Source organism: Streptomyces nigrescens (assembly GCF_027626975.1).
Taxonomy (GTDB): Bacteria; Actinomycetota; Actinomycetes; order Streptomycetales; family Streptomycetaceae; genus Streptomyces; species Streptomyces nigrescens.
The window spans coordinates 1,210,835-1,231,525 of record NZ_CP114203.1; the positions used below are offsets into that span (position 1 = coordinate 1,210,835).

General features: G+C 68.6%; 18 protein-coding genes and 2 pseudogenes. 10 read left to right on the forward strand and 10 right to left on the reverse strand.

Annotated elements, in window-relative coordinates; translation table 11 throughout:
• Positions 1 to 281 precede the first annotated feature (281 nt).
• Together STRNI_RS41535 and STRNI_RS05640 are read left to right on the forward strand one after the other, a co-directional pair.
• A pseudogene (locus STRNI_RS41535) lies at positions 282 to 406 on the forward strand (IS481 family transposase); the annotation flags it as partial.
• A gap of 76 nt (positions 407 to 482) precedes the next feature.
• Positions 483 to 860: a nuclear transport factor 2 family protein gene (locus tag STRNI_RS05640; RefSeq protein WP_018088611.1), complete on the forward strand. Its 378-nt coding sequence runs from the start codon at positions 483 to 485 to the stop codon at positions 858 to 860.
• Positions 861 to 1,013: 153 nt separating this feature from the next.
• On the opposite strand, the pseudogene STRNI_RS05645 reads toward STRNI_RS05640, so the two are convergent.
• The 4 genes and pseudogenes from STRNI_RS05645 to STRNI_RS05660 all read right to left on the reverse strand — a co-directional run bounded on the left by STRNI_RS05645 (position 1,014) and on the right by STRNI_RS05660 (position 5,215).
• A pseudogene (locus STRNI_RS05645) lies at positions 1,014 to 1,859 on the reverse strand (transposase).
• A 122-nt stretch (positions 1,860 to 1,981) separates the two neighbouring features.
• Positions 1,982 to 2,362, reverse strand: coding sequence for a DUF6193 family natural product biosynthesis protein (locus STRNI_RS05650; protein WP_266444962.1), 381 nt, complete (start codon positions 2,360 to 2,362; stop codon positions 1,982 to 1,984).
• A 207-nt stretch (positions 2,363 to 2,569) separates the two neighbouring features.
• Positions 2,570 to 2,860, reverse strand: a complete 291-nt coding sequence (locus STRNI_RS05655; RefSeq protein WP_277410680.1) for a hypothetical protein — start codon at positions 2,858 to 2,860, stop codon at positions 2,570 to 2,572.
• Positions 2,861 to 3,160: 300 nt separating this feature from the next.
• Positions 3,161 to 5,215, reverse strand: coding sequence for an FAD-dependent oxidoreductase (locus STRNI_RS05660; protein ID WP_401849791.1), 2,055 nt, complete (start codon positions 5,213 to 5,215; stop codon positions 3,161 to 3,163).
• Between STRNI_RS05660 and STRNI_RS05665 the strand changes: the two genes are divergently transcribed.
• Both STRNI_RS05665 and STRNI_RS05670 read left to right on the forward strand, forming a co-directional pair.
• Positions 5,167 to 5,868, forward strand: coding sequence for an SPDY domain-containing protein (locus STRNI_RS05665; RefSeq protein ID WP_277410682.1), 702 nt, complete (start codon positions 5,167 to 5,169; stop codon positions 5,866 to 5,868). The two genes, STRNI_RS05660 and STRNI_RS05665, sit on opposite strands and share 49 nt — an antisense overlap.
• Positions 5,823 to 8,459: an NACHT domain-containing protein gene (locus STRNI_RS05670; protein ID WP_277410683.1), complete on the forward strand. Its 2,637-nt coding sequence runs from the start codon at positions 5,823 to 5,825 to the stop codon at positions 8,457 to 8,459. The genes STRNI_RS05665 and STRNI_RS05670 overlap by 46 nt, the downstream gene beginning before the upstream one ends.
• A 363-nt stretch (positions 8,460 to 8,822) precedes the next feature.
• On the opposite strand, the gene STRNI_RS05675 is transcribed toward STRNI_RS05670, so the two are convergent.
• Positions 8,823 to 9,245 (reverse strand): secondary thiamine-phosphate synthase enzyme YjbQ, encoded by a 423-nt coding sequence (locus STRNI_RS05675; RefSeq protein ID WP_018088602.1) that lies wholly within the window; start codon positions 9,243 to 9,245, stop codon positions 8,823 to 8,825.
• A gap of 145 nt (positions 9,246 to 9,390) precedes the next feature.
• Between STRNI_RS05675 and STRNI_RS41540 the strand changes: the two genes are divergently transcribed.
• The 6 genes from STRNI_RS41540 to STRNI_RS05700 all read left to right on the forward strand — a co-directional run bounded on the left by STRNI_RS41540 (position 9,391) and on the right by STRNI_RS05700 (position 15,429).
• Positions 9,391 to 9,480, forward strand: a complete 90-nt coding sequence (locus STRNI_RS41540) for a putative leader peptide (protein ID WP_362608349.1) — start codon at positions 9,391 to 9,393, stop codon at positions 9,478 to 9,480.
• A gap of 437 nt (positions 9,481 to 9,917) precedes the next feature.
• Positions 9,918 to 10,841 (forward strand): ABC transporter permease, encoded by a 924-nt coding sequence (locus STRNI_RS05680; RefSeq protein ID WP_262371297.1) that lies wholly within the window; start codon positions 9,918 to 9,920, stop codon positions 10,839 to 10,841.
• A complete protein-coding gene (locus STRNI_RS05685; RefSeq protein ID WP_277410684.1) occupies positions 10,814 to 11,677 on the forward strand; it encodes an ABC transporter ATP-binding protein in 864 nt (287 codons plus the stop codon). Before STRNI_RS05680 ends, STRNI_RS05685 begins: the two co-directional genes overlap by 28 nt.
• A 118-nt stretch (positions 11,678 to 11,795) precedes the next feature.
• On the forward strand, positions 11,796 to 12,839 hold the full coding sequence (locus tag STRNI_RS05690; protein ID WP_277410685.1) for an ABC transporter substrate-binding protein: 1,044 nt from the start codon (positions 11,796 to 11,798) through the stop codon (positions 12,837 to 12,839).
• 1 nt (position 12,840) lies between these two features.
• A complete protein-coding gene (locus tag STRNI_RS05695; RefSeq protein WP_018088598.1) occupies positions 12,841 to 14,046 on the forward strand; it encodes an LLM class flavin-dependent oxidoreductase in 1,206 nt (401 codons plus the stop codon).
• A 180-nt stretch (positions 14,047 to 14,226) separates the two neighbouring features.
• Positions 14,227 to 15,429: an NAD(P)-binding domain-containing protein gene (locus STRNI_RS05700; RefSeq protein ID WP_277410686.1), complete on the forward strand. Its 1,203-nt coding sequence runs from the start codon at positions 14,227 to 14,229 to the stop codon at positions 15,427 to 15,429.
• Here the strand turns inward: STRNI_RS05700 and STRNI_RS05705 are convergent.
• The 5 genes from STRNI_RS05705 to STRNI_RS05725 form a co-directional block, all read right to left on the reverse strand.
• Positions 15,390 to 15,983 (reverse strand): GTP-binding protein, encoded by a 594-nt coding sequence (locus tag STRNI_RS05705; RefSeq protein WP_159484739.1) that lies wholly within the window; start codon positions 15,981 to 15,983, stop codon positions 15,390 to 15,392. The genes STRNI_RS05700 and STRNI_RS05705 overlap by 40 nt on opposite strands.
• Entirely contained in the window at positions 15,964 to 16,338 is a 375-nt protein-coding gene (locus STRNI_RS05710) for a DUF742 domain-containing protein (RefSeq protein WP_018088595.1), read from the reverse strand. Before STRNI_RS05710 ends, STRNI_RS05705 begins: the two co-directional genes overlap by 20 nt.
• A 10-nt stretch (positions 16,339 to 16,348) precedes the next feature.
• Positions 16,349 to 16,756 carry a roadblock/LC7 domain-containing protein gene (locus STRNI_RS05715; RefSeq protein ID WP_018088594.1) on the reverse strand — a complete coding sequence of 136 codons (408 nt, stop codon included), beginning with the start codon at positions 16,754 to 16,756 and terminating at the stop codon, positions 16,349 to 16,351.
• Positions 16,753 to 19,203: a sensor histidine kinase gene (locus STRNI_RS05720; RefSeq protein WP_274739506.1), complete on the reverse strand. Its 2,451-nt coding sequence runs from the start codon at positions 19,201 to 19,203 to the stop codon at positions 16,753 to 16,755. The genes STRNI_RS05715 and STRNI_RS05720 overlap by 4 nt, the downstream gene beginning before the upstream one ends.
• A 168-nt stretch (positions 19,204 to 19,371) precedes the next feature.
• On the reverse strand, positions 19,372 to 20,136 hold the full coding sequence (locus tag STRNI_RS05725) for an MHYT domain-containing protein (RefSeq protein WP_274739504.1): 765 nt from the start codon (positions 20,134 to 20,136) through the stop codon (positions 19,372 to 19,374).
• Positions 20,137 to 20,691: the final 555 nt, after the last annotated feature.

Consider the following 20,691-nt stretch of genomic DNA (forward strand, 5'->3'; position numbering starts at 1 on the left):
AAGGACGGGCTCTGGCCCTCCTCGATGGCCGTGGCCAGCAGATGCACAACCGCCCCGATCGCGGCGGCACCGGCCGTCGGCGGCACCGGCCGGTCGGGGCGGCGCTCGGCCCGTTCGTGTCCAACAGGACATGCATCTTGGATGCCTGGCCTACCCCGATCCTCGGACCTCGGACCTCAGACCTCGGACCTGTGAGTTCGCCCCCTTCTCAGCGCCGACATGGGCGGAGTCAAGGACCGCTCGGGAGAGATCGAGGAGGCCCGCATGGTCGAGCAAACGCCGACCGCCAAGCCGCATTTCCCGACTGGCTGGACTGGTACAACTACCACCGCCCCACACCGGAATCAGCGGCCACACCCCAGCCAGCCGCGTCACCACTGTCCAAACAGCACACCTAGTGCCGTGACCGGGATGGTTCACCGTGGTCGGGAGACGGCTCACGGGACGAGCGCGGTCCGTGAGGCGACTGGTATTACTGGTGCATGCAGGAAGAAACCGCGCGGTCCGCGATCGACACGTTCATCTCCGCGTTCAACGCCTCGGACGACAGCTATGTGACTGCGCTGCTCTCCCAGGCCCTAACCTCGGACGTGGTCTTCTGGGGACCGTTGGGCCGCAGTGAGGGGATCGAGGCGGTCGAGCGGTTCGTGCTGGACATCCGGCGCCACCCCGCGGGGACCGGCACGATGGTGCGCTGTTCGGCGGTGGACATGCCGGGCGAGTGGGCCCGGTACCAGTGGGTCTTCACGACGCCGGATGGAGGCCCCCGCCTGGCGGGAACGGACGTCGTCCATCTGCGGCGGAGCCTCATCGACCAGGTCATCGTCTTCGCGGGGGAGATCGAGCCGTCCGCCTCCTGAGTCATTCTCCTCTGGCGCCGTCCTTCTCCTGAACCTGCCCCGTTCGGGGCTCCGGGTCTGCCCAGCCGAGATCATCTTCACAACGCTTCGGTCGTCCACGCTTGGCCACGAGCGGACCGATGATGCGCTGTGGCTGTGTAAGTTCGCGGTTGGTCAGGCTGCGGTGTTGAGGGGGCGTCCGCCCCAACGGATGCCCTTCTCGCTTCGGATGCGGGCGCGTTCCTTGCGTTCGGCGGCCAGGACGTCGCGGTGGCGGGCGTTGGCGTTGCGCCAGCGTAGATAGGCGTGCAGGGCTCGTGTCTGCACGGTGTGGTTGGGGTGGTTGGAGTTGGCGATGGTGGACTGCCTCAGCGGTCCGAAGTGGCCCTCGATGGGTTGGCCCAAGAGGCGTAGGTCGGGGTGAAGCACAGCTCGACCTTGTGCTTTGTAGCCCAGCGGCGGATGTCGGTGCCTTTGTGGGCGGACAGGTTGTCCAGGATCACGTAGATGAGGGCGCCGTCGGGCCGGGTGGCGCGGATCGACTTGAGCGCGGCCAGCGTGTTCGCGGCACCTTTCTTGCGGCGGTTGACGCCCCACAACATGTCGTCGCCGACCGAGTAGCAGCCGTGGAAGTACCGGACTCCATGGGTGCGGTGGTAGGTGGCACCCGGTCGGAGTGTTTCCGTTCGGCCCAGCCCGAGCCTGCGGTGGGCCGGATCCCGAGTGGGCCGAACTCGTCGAACGCGAAGACCCGGTCGGGGAAACGATCCAGGACGTGCTCGATCCGGTCCAGCTTCGCCTCGCGGTCCGATCTCGTTGAACCGGTGGATCACATCGCGCACGGTGTCCTCGTCGGCCGCCACCAGCTGGGCGATCACCGGCACCCGATTCCCGCCGGCCGAGGCCAGCAGCATCATCGCGCGCCGATAGCGCACCGAGTTGGTGCTGCCCCGGCGCACGATCTGCTGCAGCCGCTGCCCCCTGGTCGGGCAGTCTGCGCACACGGACAGGCTCGGCCACCGCGCCTCCAGCGGTCGGATCGGACGTCACCGCACATCCAACCGCCACGACGACCAACCCGGCGAACCTATGCGGTCACAGCACTAGCTCCTACGACTTGACGTCTACAGGAGCATCCGCTCTCACTGCTCCGCCTGTTCCTTTTCCGCCAGTTCTTCTGGCGTGCCGACGAAGGCTCGACCGCAGCCCGGCGGAAGTCGTTCGACCACCATCGCGATGGCAGCCTCCGCGGTCGGGGCGGGGCCGACGCTCTGGGACCGCGAGGGCCCGCCGACGAGGAAGCCTCCGCCCATCATCGGGGCGATGTACGGCACGTCCCAGGTCCAACGCAGCTCTGTGCACCGGCTGAAGTGCAGCTCGCCCATGCCGACCCAGGGGAACAGCTGCCGTAGTCGGGGCTCGGCGTAGGCGGCGCGTAGCAACCGGCCGTCCACGCGATGGGCAGTGAGCAGCTTCTGCCATGCGGCTTCGATGATGTCTTCCTCGGGTGCGCCCTCCGTCATGCCCCGCATTCTGCTCGACACCGAAAGATTTCGGCCAGCTCACGGCGATAACTCTTGGCCCCGCCCCGGGGCACGCCGCACCTCCAGAGGGCAAAATGTCTCGCGTCGTCCCGTGTGGGCCGGGCGGGCACCCGGGTACGAGACGGTCAGGCGGGTGTAGTGCCACTCCTCCCCGGGGCCGGGCCACGCGCGGCGCGGTCGAGAGCCTCACTCCGAATGATGAGGCATAGGCAGATAGGTGCCGGCCAGTGTGCCGTCGTCCCCCGCAGCCTGGGCTGCGGCCTCCAGGAAAGTCCTGGCACTGGCCGAGATCGCCGCCATGCTCGGCACACGCGGCGTCCGTGGGCTCCACGCCACGAACTTGATCACTCCACCGCCCCCGCCGCCGGCCTTCCTGGTCCAGGGACGCGGGTGCCTGGCCCCGTTCCCGTGCTCGAACCAGAGTTTTTCATCCTCGCAGCGGTCGAGCAGCCAGGCGCAGCGCTTGTCCCTGGTCATGCGCTGGTCTTGGTGGCGGCACCGTACCCACGCATCCACGATGCAGACCTGCCGCCCGCAAACGGCCGGGCGTTGCGCTCGGCCGGGCGGTAGTCGGACCCCTCGTCGGCGTCTCCAACGGCACCCCTCGGGCCCGGTGACACCCCCCAGGTCATCCCCTCGGCAGGGGGACACAGTCAGGTCGGGCCCGGAGGCAAGCGGCCCTCTGCAGGACCGCGAAGAAACAAAACGGGGGGCGCTGAGCGGACGGGGCCCCGGTCCGGTGTCCCGGCGAGTGGGGCGCCGGACCGGGGCGTCCCATCACCCCTGTCGGCCCGTGTGGACCTTCAATGCCGTCCGGACGGCGGATTCGAGGGCGCCTTCGATCCAGGCGGGCTTGATGGACGTGTGGTCCCCCGCGAAATGCAGCGGCCCTTCGGATGCGGGGACGTCGGGGAAAAGTTCCGTGTGCTGGCCGGGGAAGAGCACGGAAGCCTCACCGTAGGCGTAGTGGTCGCGCATCCACGACTGGGTCTTGCACTTGTTGGTGAAGAAGACCTCGCAGCGGCGGCCGAAGACAGCCTGCACTCCAGCGAGCGCGCGCAGATACCGCTCCTCGTCGGCGAAGGCGTCCCATTTGAGGGCGTCGTCGGACCAGCTGTAGGAGGCGAGCATGATGCCTCCGTCGCTGCCCTCCAGAGGGTGCGCGTGCTCGAAGTACATGAAGCGGTTGGCGTTGTCGCTCACGGTGCCGCCGCCACGGACATGAGCGGCATCCGGTTCGCCGCTCACGACGGGCCGGAAGACGGCGAAGCACTTCTTGAGTTCGTCGGGGATCTTCACCCCCAGGTCCTTCACGGACTTGTGCGCGCCGAGGTACTTGCCGTGTTTGACCCCGCCCGCCTTGTACTTGTCGTAGAGCTTGTCCTCGATGGAGTTCAGCGCCTCCTTCCATTGCGCCTCGGTGAACTCCCACCAACGGCGGGAGAACTCCAGCAGCACCTTGGTCGCGGCGTCGTAGTGCAGTTCTGTGACGGCCCGGCGCTTGCCGTAGGTGAGCGGAGGGTCGAAGGCCACGTGGCGCAGTCCGGAGAAGGGGACGGTGATGATCGCCTCGTCGCCCTCGAAGACCTCCGTGACACCCCCCTTGCCGGTCTGGCAGTCCTCGGAAACGGTGTGCACCCTGACCTTGCCGTTGTTGCGTTCGATGCGTAAGGCGCGCCTGTCGAGCCTTACCTTTCCCTTCACAGGCGCGTACAGCGCGTCGGCGAGCAGCGCGGTGCCGCCCTTGATCTCCCAGAACTTGGTCTTGGGGTCGATCAGCGCGGCGGACAGGAAGCTGTGCGTGAAGGAGAGGTGCAGCCGGGAGGTCAGGTTCTGGATGGTGCCAATGAGGTCGATGGTCCTGGTGTCGAGTCTGGCGACTTCGGTGAGATACCGGTACATGGACCAGTGGCCGTACTTCTTGAGAACCTCGCCCCATCCGTTGACGAGGGCCGGCCCTTCCTTACCCCGGATGAGCTGGTGTGCGGGTTCGAGGGCCTGCGCGAGGATGGCAGAGGCGGTCTTCGTGCGGTTGGGGCCCGTGACACCGAAGGTGTCGTTGATCTTTTCGGGGTTCTTCTCGTAGTCGGCACGGCGCATGTGGATGCCATTGACGTGGATCCACGTGCGGTTGGCCTTCTTCGTCGGGTTGTCGACCTCCACATCCACCAGGTAAAACTCCTGAAGCGCGAGGTCGAGCTTCTTGATCAGTGCCATCAGGAGCGGGTGGCTGTCGGGCAGCCGCATGGCCCCGGCTTCGGCGTACTGCTTGGGGTCGGCGAAGGGCTGCTGCCCGTTCTCGTGGCCGCCCTTGCGGAACGTCTTGATTCGGCCGCCGACGCGGTTGCCGTTGGCCTCGATCACGACGACATCGTGGCCTGCCCGGTGGAGCAGGTTGGCGGCGAGCAGGCCGGCCGGTCCGGCCCCGACGATCAGGACCCGCTTCGTTGCCTTCGCCCGGCTGGCGGGCAAGCCGTTCTCGATGGCCTTCACGTAGGCCGGGACGAGGGGTTTGTCGTGCTCGTCGTAGACGGCGATGGCGCGGGCGACCGTGGTGTACGCCTTGGGATCGAGGCCGGGCGGCACCGCGGCCGGCGCCGTCGAGGGTGCGGTGGCGGGGCTCAACGCGGTCGCGGGCGCGACGGAGGCGGCGGTGAGCCCGGCAGCGAGCGCCGAGGCACCGGTCGCCGTGACCACGGAGCGCCGTGAGGGCTGCGCGCCGTGCGACCGAGGCGAGGGATGCGAGGCGCGTGAAGCATCCGACGCGAGTCGCTCCTCGCTCGATGCGTCCGTGTTCTTCGTGCTCGGAATGCTCAGGTCTGGAGTGCTCATATCTTGTGTACTCATCGGGCATCACACTTGGCATACGAGCGACGCAGAGCCAGTGCATTCACACGGACGAGGACGGTAAACCACTCGAACCGCTACATGACGCGGCTCCCCTATCAACGTCCACACGAGTACCGGACGCTCGCTCCCTCGTCCCTTCCCGAAGCACCTTGACCAGCACAATCCAGCTCGCCTGCGATGGCCACGGTCACCCGTTGGCGCCGTCCGCCTCGCCCCCGGATCGAGAGCGCGGCAAGGCCCCTCGGCGGCACGGTGGCGAGCTGTGGCGCATCAACGTCAAGGGAGCCGACGGTGCAACCGCCTGGCACCAGGGCTTCGGACCGGACACTCCTGCACAAGCCGTCGCCGGATTCCTCGCCGCGCTCATCTCCTCCCGAAGCCGCTACTACGACTGCATCTGGCATATCGGTCTCCAGGCCCCGGCCGCAGTCTTGGAGACCGGTCGTCAGGTCTGGGAAGCAAGCGCCATGGCAGCGATTGGCGGCGTGCCACCGCACTTGGACTGTTTTCCGGGCAGCCCATCACTCCATCTCCTAAGCTGCTGCCGGGCCGACGGTTGGCTGCCGTCCTCACACCGACCGGGGAGTAAATGGAAGCCGCTGCCATTGGTGCTCGCCTCGCCTCAAGCGTTGTAGCGCCGCTGATCAAGAGACTCTTCGTAGCTGACGGCCCGGGTGCCGGTTTGGTCGACAAGCCGCTGCGCGTCTCGAAGCTCGTTTCGTTCAAGGGAGAGAAACGAGTCCTGTCGGACGAAGATCTGCACAAGATCGCCGAGGAACTGGTGAACCGCGCCGCGCAGTCCACCGGCGTCAAGGAACGTCTGCCGGCATACGAACAGCGTGCTGTGGCACATGCCGTAGCGGACTCACTGAGGTCGCTCGGCTACATCGACATGGACGACGTGCAAGCCGTGCAGCTCGGGCACCTGGCGCTCTCCCGGCATCTGCGGTCGCAGAGCCCCTCGGCCACTCTCGGTTTATCCAGCGACGCGGTGACACTTCATGCGAGCGTGCTCGACACCGCGTGCCTGCACATCCTGCAGTTCTTCACCCAGAGATCAACTTTTGTGGCCCGTACGCTGATCGAACACAGCCGCCGGATCGAAGAGTTATCTCTCAAGATCGACTCTCTGATCGCCCGCACTCCGTCGCCAGCCGACGGGCCGTTCGAGGAGCGCTACGCCGAGTACATCGCCTCCAAGCACGGCAAATTGACCATTTTTGGACTCGATCTGTCCGAGGCGCCTGAGAATTGGCCGCTCGACGCCGCATATCTGAGCTTGGACGCGGCGGGCGGCAGAACGCATGACCTCCCCACTCTCCTCCCCGCCGATCACATCTTGGCCGGCCGTGATCGAGTATTGCTCCGGGGCGTGGCGGGGTCAGGGAAAACTACCCTCGTGCAGTGGCTGGCGGTATCCACGGCGAGGAAGGCTCTCGACGAACGTCTGCTGTATCTCTACGGCCTGGTGCCGTTTGTACTGCCGCTGCGCACGCTGACCCGAGGCGGCGCCAAACTCCCCACACCCGACGGATTCCTGGCCGCCGTTGACTGCCCCATCGCCAACCTCCAGCCCACAGGGTGGATCGACAGGGTACTGAGGTCAAAGCGTGGGTTGATCCTGATCGACGGGATCGACGAAATTCCGGAAAGCGAACGCCAAGAGGCTCGCCGTTGGCTGCAGGAGCTGGTCAGCGCCTACCCGAACAACCGGTGGCTGGTGACCTCTCGGCCTTCGGCCGTACGCCAGGACTGGTTGGTCGGTGACGACTTCGCAGAACTCGACCTTGCTCCGATGAGCCGGGAGAACGTCGTCGAGTTCATCAAGCGGTGGCACAAGGCCGCGGGCATTGGTGACCGCTATGCCACAGATCTCCTGCAGTCCGTACGAGACAAGCAAGACCTGGGCCGGCTCGCCACCAACCCCCTGATGTGCGCACTGATCTGTGCCCTTCACCAGGACCGTCGTGGCTACCTCCCGGATGACCGGAAGGAGATCTACGACGCTGCCCTTTCCATGCTGCTGTCCCGGCGTGACCGTGAGCGAGGAATCTACAAGCCGGGCACCATCCGCATCGGCGAGGAACACCACATCCAGTTGATCCAGAAGCTGGCCTACTGGATGATCCGCAACGGTCGTTCCGAGATGGACCGGGCCGACGCCATCGAGCTGCTGGAGCACGCACTACCCGCGATGCCGAAAATCGCCGATCAAGGAACGGCCGAGGAGATCTATCGCCACCTGCTGATCCGAAGTGGTCTCCTGCGCGAACCAAGTACAGGTTCGATGGATTTCATTCACCGCACTTTTCAGGACTACCTAGGTGCCAAGGCTGCTGTGGAAGGCCTTGACTTCGATTTCCTCATCGCGCACGCGCATCTCGATCAATGGGAAGACGTCATCCGGATGTCCGTCGCCCACGCTCGAATCATGGAGCGAACCCGGCTGTTGACCGGTCTCATAGAACGAGGTGACACATCGGAGAAGGACAGCCGGCGTCTCCATCTGCTGGCAGCGGCCTGTTTGGAACATGCGACAGAACTGAATCCGGATGTGCGGATGGAGGTGGAGCAGCGGGCCGCGGCACTTATTCCGCCCCGATCGGCGGATCAGGCGCGCGCCCTGGCTGATGTGGGACCAGTCGTTCTGGACCTGCTTCCCGGTCCGCAGGCACTCTCCGACGACGAGGCCTACTTCACGGTACTGTCCGCAACCCGTCTTCCCACCGACGCCGCGATCTCCGTGCTGGCGCAATACCGCGACCTCTCAGACCTCCGTGTCCGTTCGGAACTGGCCAGGGTCTGGAGTCGCTTCGAGTGCGATCGATTCGCAGAGGAAGTCATTGCTCACCTCGGAGAGGAAGATCTCTACTTCTGCGTCTCGAATGCGCAGGAACTGCATGCGCTCCGAAGGTTCGGTGGCCGTTCTCGCATCCGGGTAACAGGCACGATCACACCTGAGGAGTTCCAGACTGCCTGCGACCCGTCTCGCCTCACTCATTTGTGGGTGGAGGCTGAGTCGGGCGCCACCTGGGAGTGGCTGGCGTACTTCCCGAACCTCAACACCATCACCTTCGAAAGCCCGCTAGCCAGTATCGATGTGAGCAGTCTCAAGAAGGTCAGGTCCCTGCGCACCATTCGACTCCCCGAGGAATCCGTATTCGTGGGATCCGAAGCTCTTCCGCCGTCCACGAAAATTGTGCGAGCGTGCCTGACCACGACCTGATGGACTTCGTCCGCACCGCAGATGCCCACCGATGGCGTGCACGTGCCTCCGGGCCTCCCTCTTCACCGTGCCGGCGGCTCTGTGCCGACCCCTCGGGGATATGCGGCTTGTGGAAGCTGCGTTGCATGCGATTCCGCTCATGAGTGCAGGCAGGCGCCACCGAGCGTGCCGTCGTAGCCCACAGCCTGGGCCGCGACCTCCAAGCTCGGGTAGTCCTGGCTGATTCCCTCGCCGATCACCGGGCAGGCGCTTTCCGATTCGTCACAGGGCGATCGACCACGTTCACGTCCGTACCGCGCAAGGTCTCTCGGTTTCGGGCACGCAGGATACGGAGAATTCGCGGCCACCCCAGGACGATCTCGGTCACCCCAGGAAGCTCAGTCGTACCTGGCGGTTCGGGTTGTCGACGTTGGTATCGACCAGGCACACGGACTGCCAGGTGCCCAGCTCCATGCGGCCCGCTACCACGGGGAGGGTGGCGTGGGGTGGGACGAGGGCGGGCAGGACGTGGTCGCGGCCGTGGCCCGGGCTGCCGTGGCGGTGGCGCCAGCGGTTGTCGGCGGGCAGGAGGTCGTGCAGTGCGGCCAGGAGGTCTTCGTCGCTTCCTGCGCCGGTTTCCAGTACGGCAATGCCGGCAGTCGCGTGCGGGACGAAGATGTTCAGCAGGCCGTCGCGGCCGTCTGCCGCCTCTCGGAGGAATGCGGCGCAGTCGGCGGTGAGGTCGGTGACGGTCTCCGTCGAGCCGGTGGTGACGGCAAGGGTGCGGGTGGTGAATGCGGTGCTCATGCGTTCATTTTCGTATGGACGGCCCGCTCTCGTCCGCACCCCCGCGGGTGTCGCCCGCAATGCTGTCTCCATGTTCCGGCAACAAAGGTCCACCAGCCGAGACGACGTTTGACCCCTGTCGGAGCGCACCGCTACGTTCAGCGACATGTCTACATCAGCCCTGCTCACCACGCGCGGTCACATCGACCTGGTGCGGGTGGCCTCTGCCGCGTGTCGCCGCGGCGGCCGTTGCTGATGCGCTGCTGTTCTTGAGGGCGTTGGCGGCGCTGAGGACGGTGCTGACGCTGACGCCGGTGGTGTCGTTGATGCCTGTGCTGACGCTGATGCCGATGGTGTCGTTGATGCCGTTCTAGGTTTCGCCTTTCGTGGCTTGGGACCCGGCAGCTCTGGTCTCTCTTCAGCCCTGTGGGCCTGTGGGCCTGTGGGCCTGGTGTCCTTCTGGCCTTGTGGGTTTGTGGTCTTGCGGCCCTGTGGCCTTGTGGCATTCGTAGGTTTGCCGCGTCCGTCCCGCATTCGCCCCTTCCGTTATTGCCGGTTGTCCCGGATTCCCCGTACCCGGTTCCTTGCTGCTGTCCGGGTGAGGGGTCGTGGGGCGTCCCGGCATGTGACCGCCCCTCGTCTCCCCCCTCCCCTCCCTTCGCCTCCCCTCAGTTCCTCTCCCGTGGAGCCTTTATGTCTCTCGACCAGGCCGTGGCCGGCCATGCCCCACCCGATAGTGCCGCTGACGCAGCGCGACCGTCGCTTTCCAAGGGCGTGAAGGCGCGGGCGGAGTCGGCTTCCCGTGGCGGCGGGCCCGTGCTCGATCGTGTCGTTCCGGTTTCGGGGCGGCGGCGGTCGGTGCCGCGGTGGTTGCGTCGTGCGGTGGGGCCCGTAGCGCTGCTGGTGTTGTGGCAGGTGCTCAGTGCGAGCGGGGCTCTGGAGGAAGACATCCTGGCGTCGCCCGGCACCATCGCTGCCACTGCCGGGGATCTGCTGTCGGACGGGACGCTGCCGTCGGCGATGCTGGTGTCTCTCCAACGGGTCGCGGTGGGGCTGGTGTTGGGCGGCGTGACCGGCGTGGTGCTGGCGCTCGCCTCGGGGCTTTCGCGGCTCGGCGAGGATCTTGTCGACGCCACCGTGCAGATGCTGCGGTCCATCCCGTGGGTGGGTGTGATTCCGCTGTTCATCATTTGGCTGGGGATCGGTGAGGCGCCCAAGATCGCGTTGATCTCGCTGGGTGTGGCCTTCCATCTGTATCTGAATGTCTATGCCGGTATCCGTGGTGTGGATGCCCAGTTGGTGGAGGCCGGGACCTCGCTCGGGCTGAGCCGGTGGGGGCTGATCCGGCATGTGGTGTTGCCGGGTGCGCTGCCGGGCGCCATGACGGGGCTGCGCTACTCGCTGGCCACCGCCTGGCTCGCGCTGGTCTTCGGTGAGCAGGTCAACGCCGATGACGGCCTCGGATTCCTGATGAACCAGGCCAGGGAATTCTTCCGCACCGACGTGATCGTGGTGTGCCTGGTGGTCTACGCGATCCTCGGGCTCATCGCCGACTTCCTCGTCCGTACCCTCGAAAGGCTGCTGCTGCAATGGCGACCGACGTTCACAGGTCAGTGACCGACGTTCACGGGTCAGTGACCGACACCGCGGCCGGGAAGGATCCGGGCTCCGCGCCTTCCGGTGCCGCCGTACAGGTGGCGGGGCTGGTGCGTGCCTTCGGCGACCGTGCCGTTATCGATGATCTGCAACTGACCGTCCAGCCGGGCGAGTTCGTGGCGCTGCTCGGGCGCAGCGGCTGCGGTAAGTCGACCCTGCTGCGGGTCCTGGCCGGGCTCGACCGGGAGATCGAGGGTGAGGTGCTGGTGCCGCGCCGGAAGGCCGTGGCGTTCCAGGCGCCGCGGCTGATGCCCTGGAAGCGGGTCTGGCGCAATGTGCTGCTGGGGCTGCCGGGACGCCCCGAACGTGAGGCTGCTGTAACGGCGTTGGATGAGGTCGGGCTCGGTCATCGGGCGGATGCCTGGCCGAAGACGCTCTCCGGCGGTGAGGCGCAGCGCGCGTCGCTCGCCCGGGCCCTGGTGCGTGAGCCCGATCTGCTGCTGCTCGACGAACCGTTCGGGGCGCTCGATGCGCTGACGCGGATCAAGGCCCAGCGCCTGGTGGCCGAGCTGTGGCGGGAGCGGGGCTGCGCGGTCCTGCTGGTCACCCATGACGTGGAGGAGGCCCTGCTGCTCGCCGACCGGGCGCTGGTGATGGAGGGCGGCCGGATCGCGTACGAGACCACGGTGGATCTGCCGCGGCCGCGTGACATCGCCGATCCGCGGTTCGGCGCGCTGCGTGCCCGTTTGCTCGACCGGCTCGGTGTGGAGGGCAGTACGGACGACGGGGCGGGAGGGACCGACCCCGCGGAGGCGGAGGCGGAGGCCACGGAAGACCGCTCCGCCGCTGCTGCCTGACCAGGTCGGGGCCGGCCCACCACTCCCCCGGCCACACGAAGACCGACCGTTCCAAAGACCAACCGCCCCAAAGACCGACCGTTCCGCCATTCCAAGATTGAAACGGACACAACACCCCATGAGAGCACGCCACCTCGCCCCAGCCGCCCTGCTGCTTCCGTTCACCCTGCTGCTGGCCGCCTGCGGTGGTTCGTCGCGGGCCGAGGGGGGCGGCGGGACCGGGAGCGGGACCGACGGCAAGGGCTCGCTGACCCTCAACGTCGCTGACCAGAAGGGCGGTTCGGAGGCGTTGCTGCGGGCCGCCGGCGAGCTGGACGACCTTCCGTACAAGATCAAGTGGTCGACGTTCACCTCGGGCCCGCCGCTGCTGGAGGCGGTCAACGCCGGGGCGGTGGATGTCGGCGCTGTCGGCAACACCCCGCCCGTGTTCGCCGCCGCGGCGAAGTCGAAGATCAAGGTGATCGCCGGGTCGCACAGCAGGTCGGACGGCGAGACCATCCTGGTGAAGAAGGACTCCCCGCTCAAGCGGCCGGCGCAGCTGAAGGGCAAGTCGGTCGCCGTGGCCCAGGGCAGTTCCGCGCACTACCAGCTCGTCGCCTCGCTGAAGAAGGCCGGGCTGACGACGAAGGACGTCACGCTCAACTACCTTCAGCCGGCCGATGCGCTCGCCGCGTTCACCCGGGGGAAGGTGGATGCCTGGGCGGTGTGGGACCCGTACACCTCGCAGGCCCTGGATCAGGCCGACGCGCAGGTGCTGACCACCGGTCAGGGCCTGGTCAACGGGCTCAGCTTCCAGGTTGCCGCGCCGGCCGCGCTGGACGACAAGAAGAAGTCGGCGGCGCTCAAGGACTACACCGACCGGCTGCGGCGGGCACAGAACTGGGTGTTCAAGCACCCCGACGTCTGGGCGAAGGCCTGGGCGAAGGAGACCGGGCTGCCGGAAAAGGTGGCGCTGGACGCGGTCAAGCGCACCCGGGGGACGGCGGTCGCGGTGGCCGTGGACAAGGCCGCCATCGCCTCCGAGCAGCAGATCGTCGACTCGTTCGCGGCGCTGAAGCTGATCCCCCGCTCCTTCGACTTCGGGGAGTTCGTCGACCCCCGTTTCAACGGTGACCTGCCGCCTTCGGGCACGGCGCCGCGTACCTATGGAAAGGCCCACTGAGATGTCCGTACACCTGCATTGGTTTCTGCCGACCGGCGGCGACGGGCGGACCCTCGTCGACCGGCATGCCTACACCGACGGCGGGATCCGGCGTGACCGCATCACCCCGGTGAGCGGGGTACGGGCCCCGGACATCGAGTATCTGGCCCAAATCGCCAAGGCCGCCGAGCAGTTGGGGTTCGAGGCGGTGCTGACACCGACCGGTACGTGGTGCGAGGACGCCTGGCTGACGACGGTGGCGCTCACCCAGGTCACCGAGCGGCTGAAGTTCCTGGTCGCGTTCCGGCCGGGGGTGATCTCGCCGGTGCTGGCGGCGCAGATGGCCGCGACCTATCAGCGGATCTCGCGCGGGCGGCTGCTGCTGAATGTGGTGACCGGCGGCGACTCGACCGAGCAGAAGCGGTTCGGCGATCATCTAGGCCATGACCGGCGGTATTCCCGTACCGATGAGTTCCTGCAGATCGTACGGGGCGTGTGGGGTGGCCGGCCGTTCGACTTCCAGGGCGAGCACTACCAGGTCGAGGGCGGTCTGACCGCGCTGCCGCCGGACCCGCTGCCGCAGATCTTCTTCGGTGGCTCGTCCGCGGCCGCCGGGCCGGTCGCCGCCCGGAATGTGGATGTGTATCTGACCTGGGGCGAGCCGCCCGAGGAGGTCAAGCAGAAGATCGACTGGATTCGAGGACTGGCGGAGAAGGAGGGGCGGACGGTCCGGTTCGGCATCCGGCTGCACACGATCTCGCGGGACTCGTCGAAGGAGGCCTGGGCGACCGCCGGCCGGCTGCTGGACGATCTCGATCCGGAGACGGTGGCGGCCGCGCAGCAGGCGCTGGGCAAGAGCGAGTCGGTGGGGCAGCAGCGGATGCTGGCGCTGCACGGCGGCTCCCGCGACAAGCTGGAGATCTCGCCCAATCTGTGGGCGGGGGTCGGCCTGGTGCGCGGTGGCGCCGGGACCGCGCTGGTCGGCAGCCATGCCGAGGTGGCGGACCGGATCGAGGAGTACCACTCCCTGGGCATCGAGCACTTCGTGCTGTCCGGCTATCCGCACCTGGAGGAGGCGTACTGGTTCGGCGAGGGCGTCCGGCCGGAGCTGGCCGCCCGGGGGCTGCTGGATGCGGGCCCCGCTCCTCTGGACGGTGTACCGGCGGCCAATGGCCGGCCCGCTTCCGCGCCGGGTGGTGCACCGCTGCTGATCGCCGGCGGTCGCTGAGCGTCATGGGGGTCGCTGTGGCTTGGCCGAGGGGAAGCGGCACCGCTCCTCATCGGCCCGGCCACGGCGCTCCCGGGGCCGGCATGGTCCACCACGTCGTACGGAGCGGTCGGCCGGAGCCCGGGAAGGACAGGTGCGTCCGGCGGGAAGACCCGACCCCCTCCCCCGGTTAGTAGAAGCATGAACTACACCGGGGTGCGTGAGGTCGAGGTCGTGGTGGTCGGTGCCGGGCAGGCCGGCCTGGCTGCCGCCTTTCATCTGCGGCGGGTCGGCTATGAGCCGGACCGGGACTTCGTGGTGCTCGATCACTCGCCACGCCCGGGCGGTGCCTGGCAGTTCCGGTGGCCCACGCTGACGTACGACAAGGTGCACGGGATGCATGCGCTGCCGGGCATGGGGCTGACCGGCGCCGATCCGCGCCGCCCGTCGTCCGAGGTGATCGGCGGGTACTTCGACGACTACGAGCGGACCTTCGGGCTGCGGGTGCACCGGCCGGTGAGTGTGACAGCGGTGCGTGAGGAGGGTGGGCTTCCCCCCTGGAAGAAGCCTGTCGTAGCCCGTGCGGGGTCTGTCGGGGCCCTTACGGAGTCTGTCGGGGCACTTGAGGGAGAGCGGCGGCTGCTGGTCGAGACGTCGGAGGGGGACTATGCGGCGCGGGCGCTGATCAATGCGACCGGGACCTGGGACCGGCCGTTCTGGCCGCGGATCCCCGGGCAGGAGGTCTTCGGCGGCCGTCAGCTGCACAGTGCGCAGTACCGGGGGCCGGAGGCGTTCCGTGCGGCGCGGGTCGTGGTGGTGGGCGGCGGGACGTCGGCCGTACAGCAACTGCTGGAGATCGCGCCGGTGGCGGCCGCCACGACCTGGGTGACCCGCCGGCCGCCGGTGTTCCGCGAGGGGCCGTTCGGCGAGGAGCAGGGCCGGGCCGCGGTCGCGCTGGTGGAGGAGCGGGTCCGGCAGGGGCTGCCGCCCCGGAGCGTGGTGAGCGTGACCGGGCTGCCGATGACCGAGGCGATCCGGCGGGGTCGGGAGAGCGGCGTTCTGGATCGGCTGCCGCTCTTCGAGCGCCTGACGCCCACCGGGGCGGTCTGGGGCGACGGGCGCACGGTCGAGGCCGACGTGATCCTCTATGCGACGGGCTTCCGCCCCGCCCTCGACCACCTCGCCCCGCTCCGGCTGCGCGAGCCGGGTGGCGGAATCCGGATGGAGGGCACCCGCACGCTCCGTGACGCGCGGGTGCACCTCGTCGGTTACGGGCCGTCGGCGAGCACCATCGGCGCCAACCGGGCCGGCCGCGCCGCGGCCGTCAGCATCCGCGGAATGCTGACGGAGGACTCTCAACCAGCCTATGAAGAAACGGAGTTGGCGGGGAGTCTCGCCTCGTAGGACGAGGCCGCGTGCTCCACCAGACCGATCAGCACCTCCTTGCAGGACGCGCGCTCCCGGGCGTCGCACAGCAGCACCGGGGTCTCCGGATCGAGGTCCAGGGCCCGGGCCACCTCCTGCGCCTGATGGGCGCGGACGCCGTCGAAGCAGTTGACGGCGACGACGAACGGGATGCTGCGGTGCTCGAAGTAGTCGATGGCCGCGAAGCTGTCGGCGAGCCGCCGGGTGTCCGCGAGCACCACCGCGCCGAGCGCGCCCTGCGCCAGCTCGTCCCACAGGAACCAGAACCGGTCCTGTCCCGGCGTGCCGAACAGGTACAGCGCCAGGTCGTCGTGGATGGTGATCCGTCCGAAGTCCATGGCCACGGTCGTCGTGGTCTTCTGCTGGACCCCGTCGAGCCGGTCGACGGGGCGGCCGGCCTCGGTCAGCCGTTCCTCCGTGTTGAGCGGGCGGATCTCGCTGACGGAACCGACGAGGGTCGTCTTGCCCACGCCGAACCCTCCGGCCACCAGGATCTTGAGGGCCATGAAGGAGTCAGAGCGCGCGGAGTCCATCGATCACTTCCCTGAGTATGTGCGCGTCGGGCAACTGGGCGGGCGGCACGGGACGGTTGACGCGGATCAGCCCCTCGGCCAGGAGATCGCTCAGCAGCACCCGGACCACACCCAGGGGCAGCCCGGAGTCGGAGGCGACCTCGGCGACCGGGCGGGGCCGTTCGCCGCACAGCGTGAAAATCGTGTGCTGCTCGGGCGACAGCGCGGGGGCCTCGTCCGGGCGGGGTTCGGCCTGCACCACGGCCATCAGATCGAAGGCCGCACTGCTCGGCCGGGCTCGCCCGGCGGTCATCGCATAGAGCCGGACCATCGGCCCCGCTTCGTCGTCGTACCAGCGCGGGGTGGAGTCGGTCATGGCAGGCCGGTCACTCCGATCCTGCGCGCACGGGGGTACCGAGGTGTGCGCCGACCTGCTTGACGAGCCGGGCCATCTCGTAGGCGACCAGGCCGATATCGGCCTCGGCATCGCCGAACACCGACAGGCACGAGCCGTCGCCGGCCGCCACCACGAAGAGGAAACCGCCCTCCAGCTCGACCATGGTCTGGATGACCTGGCCGGCCGCGAAGTGCCGGCCCGCTCCCTTGGCGAGGCTGTGGAAGCCGGAGGCGATCGCCGCGAAGCGCTCGCTGTCGTCACGGGTCAGTCCGCTGGACGTGCCGACGGCCAGGCCGTCGCCGGAGAGCACCACGGCGGAGCGGATCTCCAGCACACGGGAGACCAGGTCGTCGAGGAGCCAGTTGAGTTCGCCGGACAGCTGCTGGTCGACGGTCATGGTGTTTCTTCTCCTCGTGATGCATTGTCGTTCGTCCCGTTCGGGTGCCGCGGGCCCTGCGGGTGCGGCTGCTCCTGCGGCTCCCGAGGCGCGGGCTGCGGGTGCTGGGGAGGTGTGGCCCCGCGGCCGCGCGCCCAGCCGGCGCGCAGCGACGCCATGGTGGCGCGGGCCTGTTCCGGAGACCGGCGCGGTGCGGGTGTGCCCTCGGTGCGCGGCACCCACTCGGGCTGCTGGTCCGGACTCGTCCGCAGCTCGGGCGCCAGGTTGGCCTGGCGCACCCGGCGCGGCAGAACGGCGTCCGTGTCTGCCGCGGTGTCGGACGGCGGTGCGGGGGTGGAGGCGGCGGGTGCGCGGTGCGCGGGCGCGGGGCGTTCCGCCGCTGTGCCGGGCGCGGGGTGTTCCGCCGCTGTGTCGGCCGCGGCGGGCGGGAGCGCGTTGCGGCGTGGCACCACGGCCGGCGGGACCCGGTGTGCGGCCGGCCGCCGCCGGTGGAAGAGCGAGGCACTCTCCTCGGACGGCTCCGGGCTCCGCGCGTCCGGCGTCTCCTCGTCCGCTCCCGCGGCGAGCAGGGCGTCGGGCACCAGCACCACGGCCGTAATGCCGCCGTACGGCGAGGGCTGGAGGGCCACCTTGACGTGCCTGCGGTGGGCGAGCCGGTTGACGACGAAGAGACCGAGCTGTTCGGTGTCCAGCAGGTCGACCTCTTCGGCGTCCTGGATACGGCGGTTGGCCTCGTCGAGCGCCTCCTTGTCCATACCGAGGCCGCGGTCGTGGATCTCCACGGCGATACCGGCACCGACCCGTTCGGCGCGCACCTGCACCGTGGTCTGCGGCGGCGAGAACATCACCGCGTTCTCGACGAGTTCGGCCAGCAGATGGGTGAGGTCGGCGACCGCGCCGCCGATCAGCCGGGCGTCGACGAGGGCCTGCACCTCGACCCGCGGGAAGTCCTCCACCTCGGCGACGGCCGCGCGGACCACGTCCAGCAGCGGTACGGGATGGCGCCAGCCCCGTCCGGGCGCGGCGCCGGAGAGGATGATCAGGCTCTCGGCGTGCCGCCGCATCCGGGTGGTGAGGTGGTCGAGCCGGAAGAGGTCCTCCAGTTCCACCGGGTCCTCGGTACGGCGTTCCATGGTGTCCAGCAGGGCGAGCTGGCGGTGCAGCAGCAGCTGGCTGCGCCGCGCGAGGCTCACATAGACACCGGAGATACCGCTGAGGGCCTCGGCACGGCCGGCCGCCGCCTGGAGCGCGGCACGGTGCACCGCCACCAGGGCCTCGCCGACCTGCCCCACCTCGTCGCGGCCGGTGCCGCGCGCGCCGAGCGGGGCGACGGCGTCGATGTCCACCTTCTTGCCCGCGTGCAGCAGACGCATGGCGGCGGGCAGATCCCGGCGGGCGACCCGTAGCGCGGAGTTGCGCAGCTCCTCCAGCTCGACGACCAGCCGACGGCCGATCTTGACCGAGATGAGGAGCGAGAGCAGGACGCCGGCCAGGCCCAGGGCGACGGCGATCCCGGGTCCGCCGAGGGTGCCGGCGGACAGCGGGTCGGCGTCATGGGCCGCCCCGGTGCTCGCGGCCCGCTGGGCGGTCCGCAGGTCGTGCAGGACGGTGTCGCTGACATCGGTCCAGTGCACGGCGGAGACGGCGGTGGCGGCCGGGGTGCCCGCGCCGGCGTCCCGTACGGCGTTCTCGGCGGCGCGCAGTTCGCGGTAGGCCGCGCCGTCCAGGATCCGGTGGTAGGCCGCGGCGTCATGGGGCCGCAGATCGTCGACGGCGGCGGTGAACAGTGCGCGCTGGGTGTGCACCGCGCCGGTGAACGCGTCGAACTGCCCCGGTGACATCCGGCCGGAGAGCTGGGCGGCGCCGAGGACCGCGTCCTCGCGGGCGAGCGCCTCGCGGGCCCGGGAGAGTTCCAGGACGACGCGCACCTCCGAGGAGACCGCCGTCTTCTCCAGGCCGGTCAGCGCACCGACGGTGGCGAGACCGTCCTCGACGACGCCGGTGTAGCCGGCGACCAGACGGTCCCGGTCGGGCTTGTCCCCGTCGACGCGTCCGCGCAGCGCGGCCAGCCCGTCGGCGTCGTGCAGCAGCCGGTCGATACGGCCGGGCAGCTGGGGGTCGACGGCCGCCACGTCGGCGCTGCCGGAGGCGATGCCGTCCCGGAGGTCGACCGCGGCGGAGTCGGTGGCCCGCTGCCGCTCACGCAGCGTCTGCTGTCGTCCGGGATCAGGGGAGGCGAGGGCGCGTGCCGCGGCGCTGCGTTCTTCCTGTACGGCGGAGACGAAGTCCCCGACCGGGGCGACCAGGGTGGCGTTGACGTCCTTGAGCCGCTGGAGATCGGAGACGTTCCGCGCGGTGGTGACGGTGGCGAACGCCCAGAGGGCGATCAGGGACACCACGGGGACCATGAGCAGCGCGACGATCTTCGCGCGCACCGATCGGGGCATCAGGCGAATACGGTAATCCGCGGTGAATTCCGGGGACTTGGCAGCTGCGGGCAGCGCATGTCTGGGGCGGCCGCTCCCGGGCGGCTGGGCCTCCCCTGCGGGCCCGGAATGGTCCGGGGTCTGTCGTCTGTGCATGAATTCCTCAACAGGTCGGGCGAGATGGGGAGTTCAGTGCTCGTGCAGCGAATCGACGGAGGCGGCTGCAGCACGTTCGCGGGCGGTCGGGGACAGAGCGACAAAGGCCGCTGTGAGGAAGAGAAATGAACCGAGTGCGACGGCCAGCGGAAAGATGAATTCCATTGCGACGACACCCGGCAACGGCGCACGGCTGGGCGTCAATTCGATGCGCACGGCAGCCATTCCGGTGTAATGCATGCTGCAGACGGCGAGCCCCATGACGAGGGAGGCCACGGCCGCGCCGACGGTGCCCCGCACGCTGAGCGCGGCCCACAGGGCGGCGGTGGCGGCGCCGGCGGCGATGACGACCGAGAGCGCGACCAGGGCCGGGTCGAAGTCGACGTGCCCGTGCAGCCGCATGGCGGCCATGCCCAGGTAGTGCATGGCCGCCACGCCGACACCGGTGCCCAGCCCGCCGAGCAGCAGCGAGCGCAGTCCGGGGGCGCCGTAGCCCACGGTGAAGACGCCGGCGCCGACGACCACCATGGCGATCAGCAGGCTGAGCACGGTGAGCGGGACGTCGTAGTGGACCGGGCTGCCGGTGACCCCGAAGCCGAGCATGGCGATGAAGTGCATGGTCCAGATGCCGGAGCCGATGGCGACGGAGGCGGTCAGCAGCCAATTACGGCGTGAGCGCCCCTCGGCCGCTCGCGCCCTTACGGTGCAGCGCAGGCCGAGGGCGGATCCCACGCATGCCATGGCATAGGCGAGAACCGGAGATATCCAGCCCGCGCTGAAGTGGTGCAGGTGGCCCACGGAGTTTCCTTTCGCGTATTCGGTTCGCGGCGACGGACGCTAACACGTGATCGTCTTGTGAAACTCGGACACCGGCACCGAGGGATTCCGGCGGGAATATGGAGTTCTTGACGCACCGTTTCGCTACCGGCGAGTTCAGTGATCTCACTTTCGGGTATATGTCCGCCCTTGCCCGGGCGCCCGGCACTTCTGATTGCACGTCAATTCCAGGCGAATACCGCCCGGCTGCATTTCAGCAATGAGATCGAAAATGAGAAAGGTCACGCGCGGCGCGGCCACTGTGTCCGCACAAGCACCGCCATGCCCCCTCAAAGGCCGGCAGGGGTGCCATAGGGGACATCGCGAGGACTCCACACGATGCGAACAAACGAACGCGGGAGCGAGTGTTCGCCGGTAAGCATGATCGAAGAGGGAAGGCCTTCAATTGACTCGCAGCGACGAGCCATGATGACGGGGCGCGAGCGACGTGCTGCAGACCGTTACCGCGCCTCCGGTCGATATCCCTTGCTGGGCCGGAGAGTTGAGTCCCCCGACTTCAAGGAGACGAATCCCCAT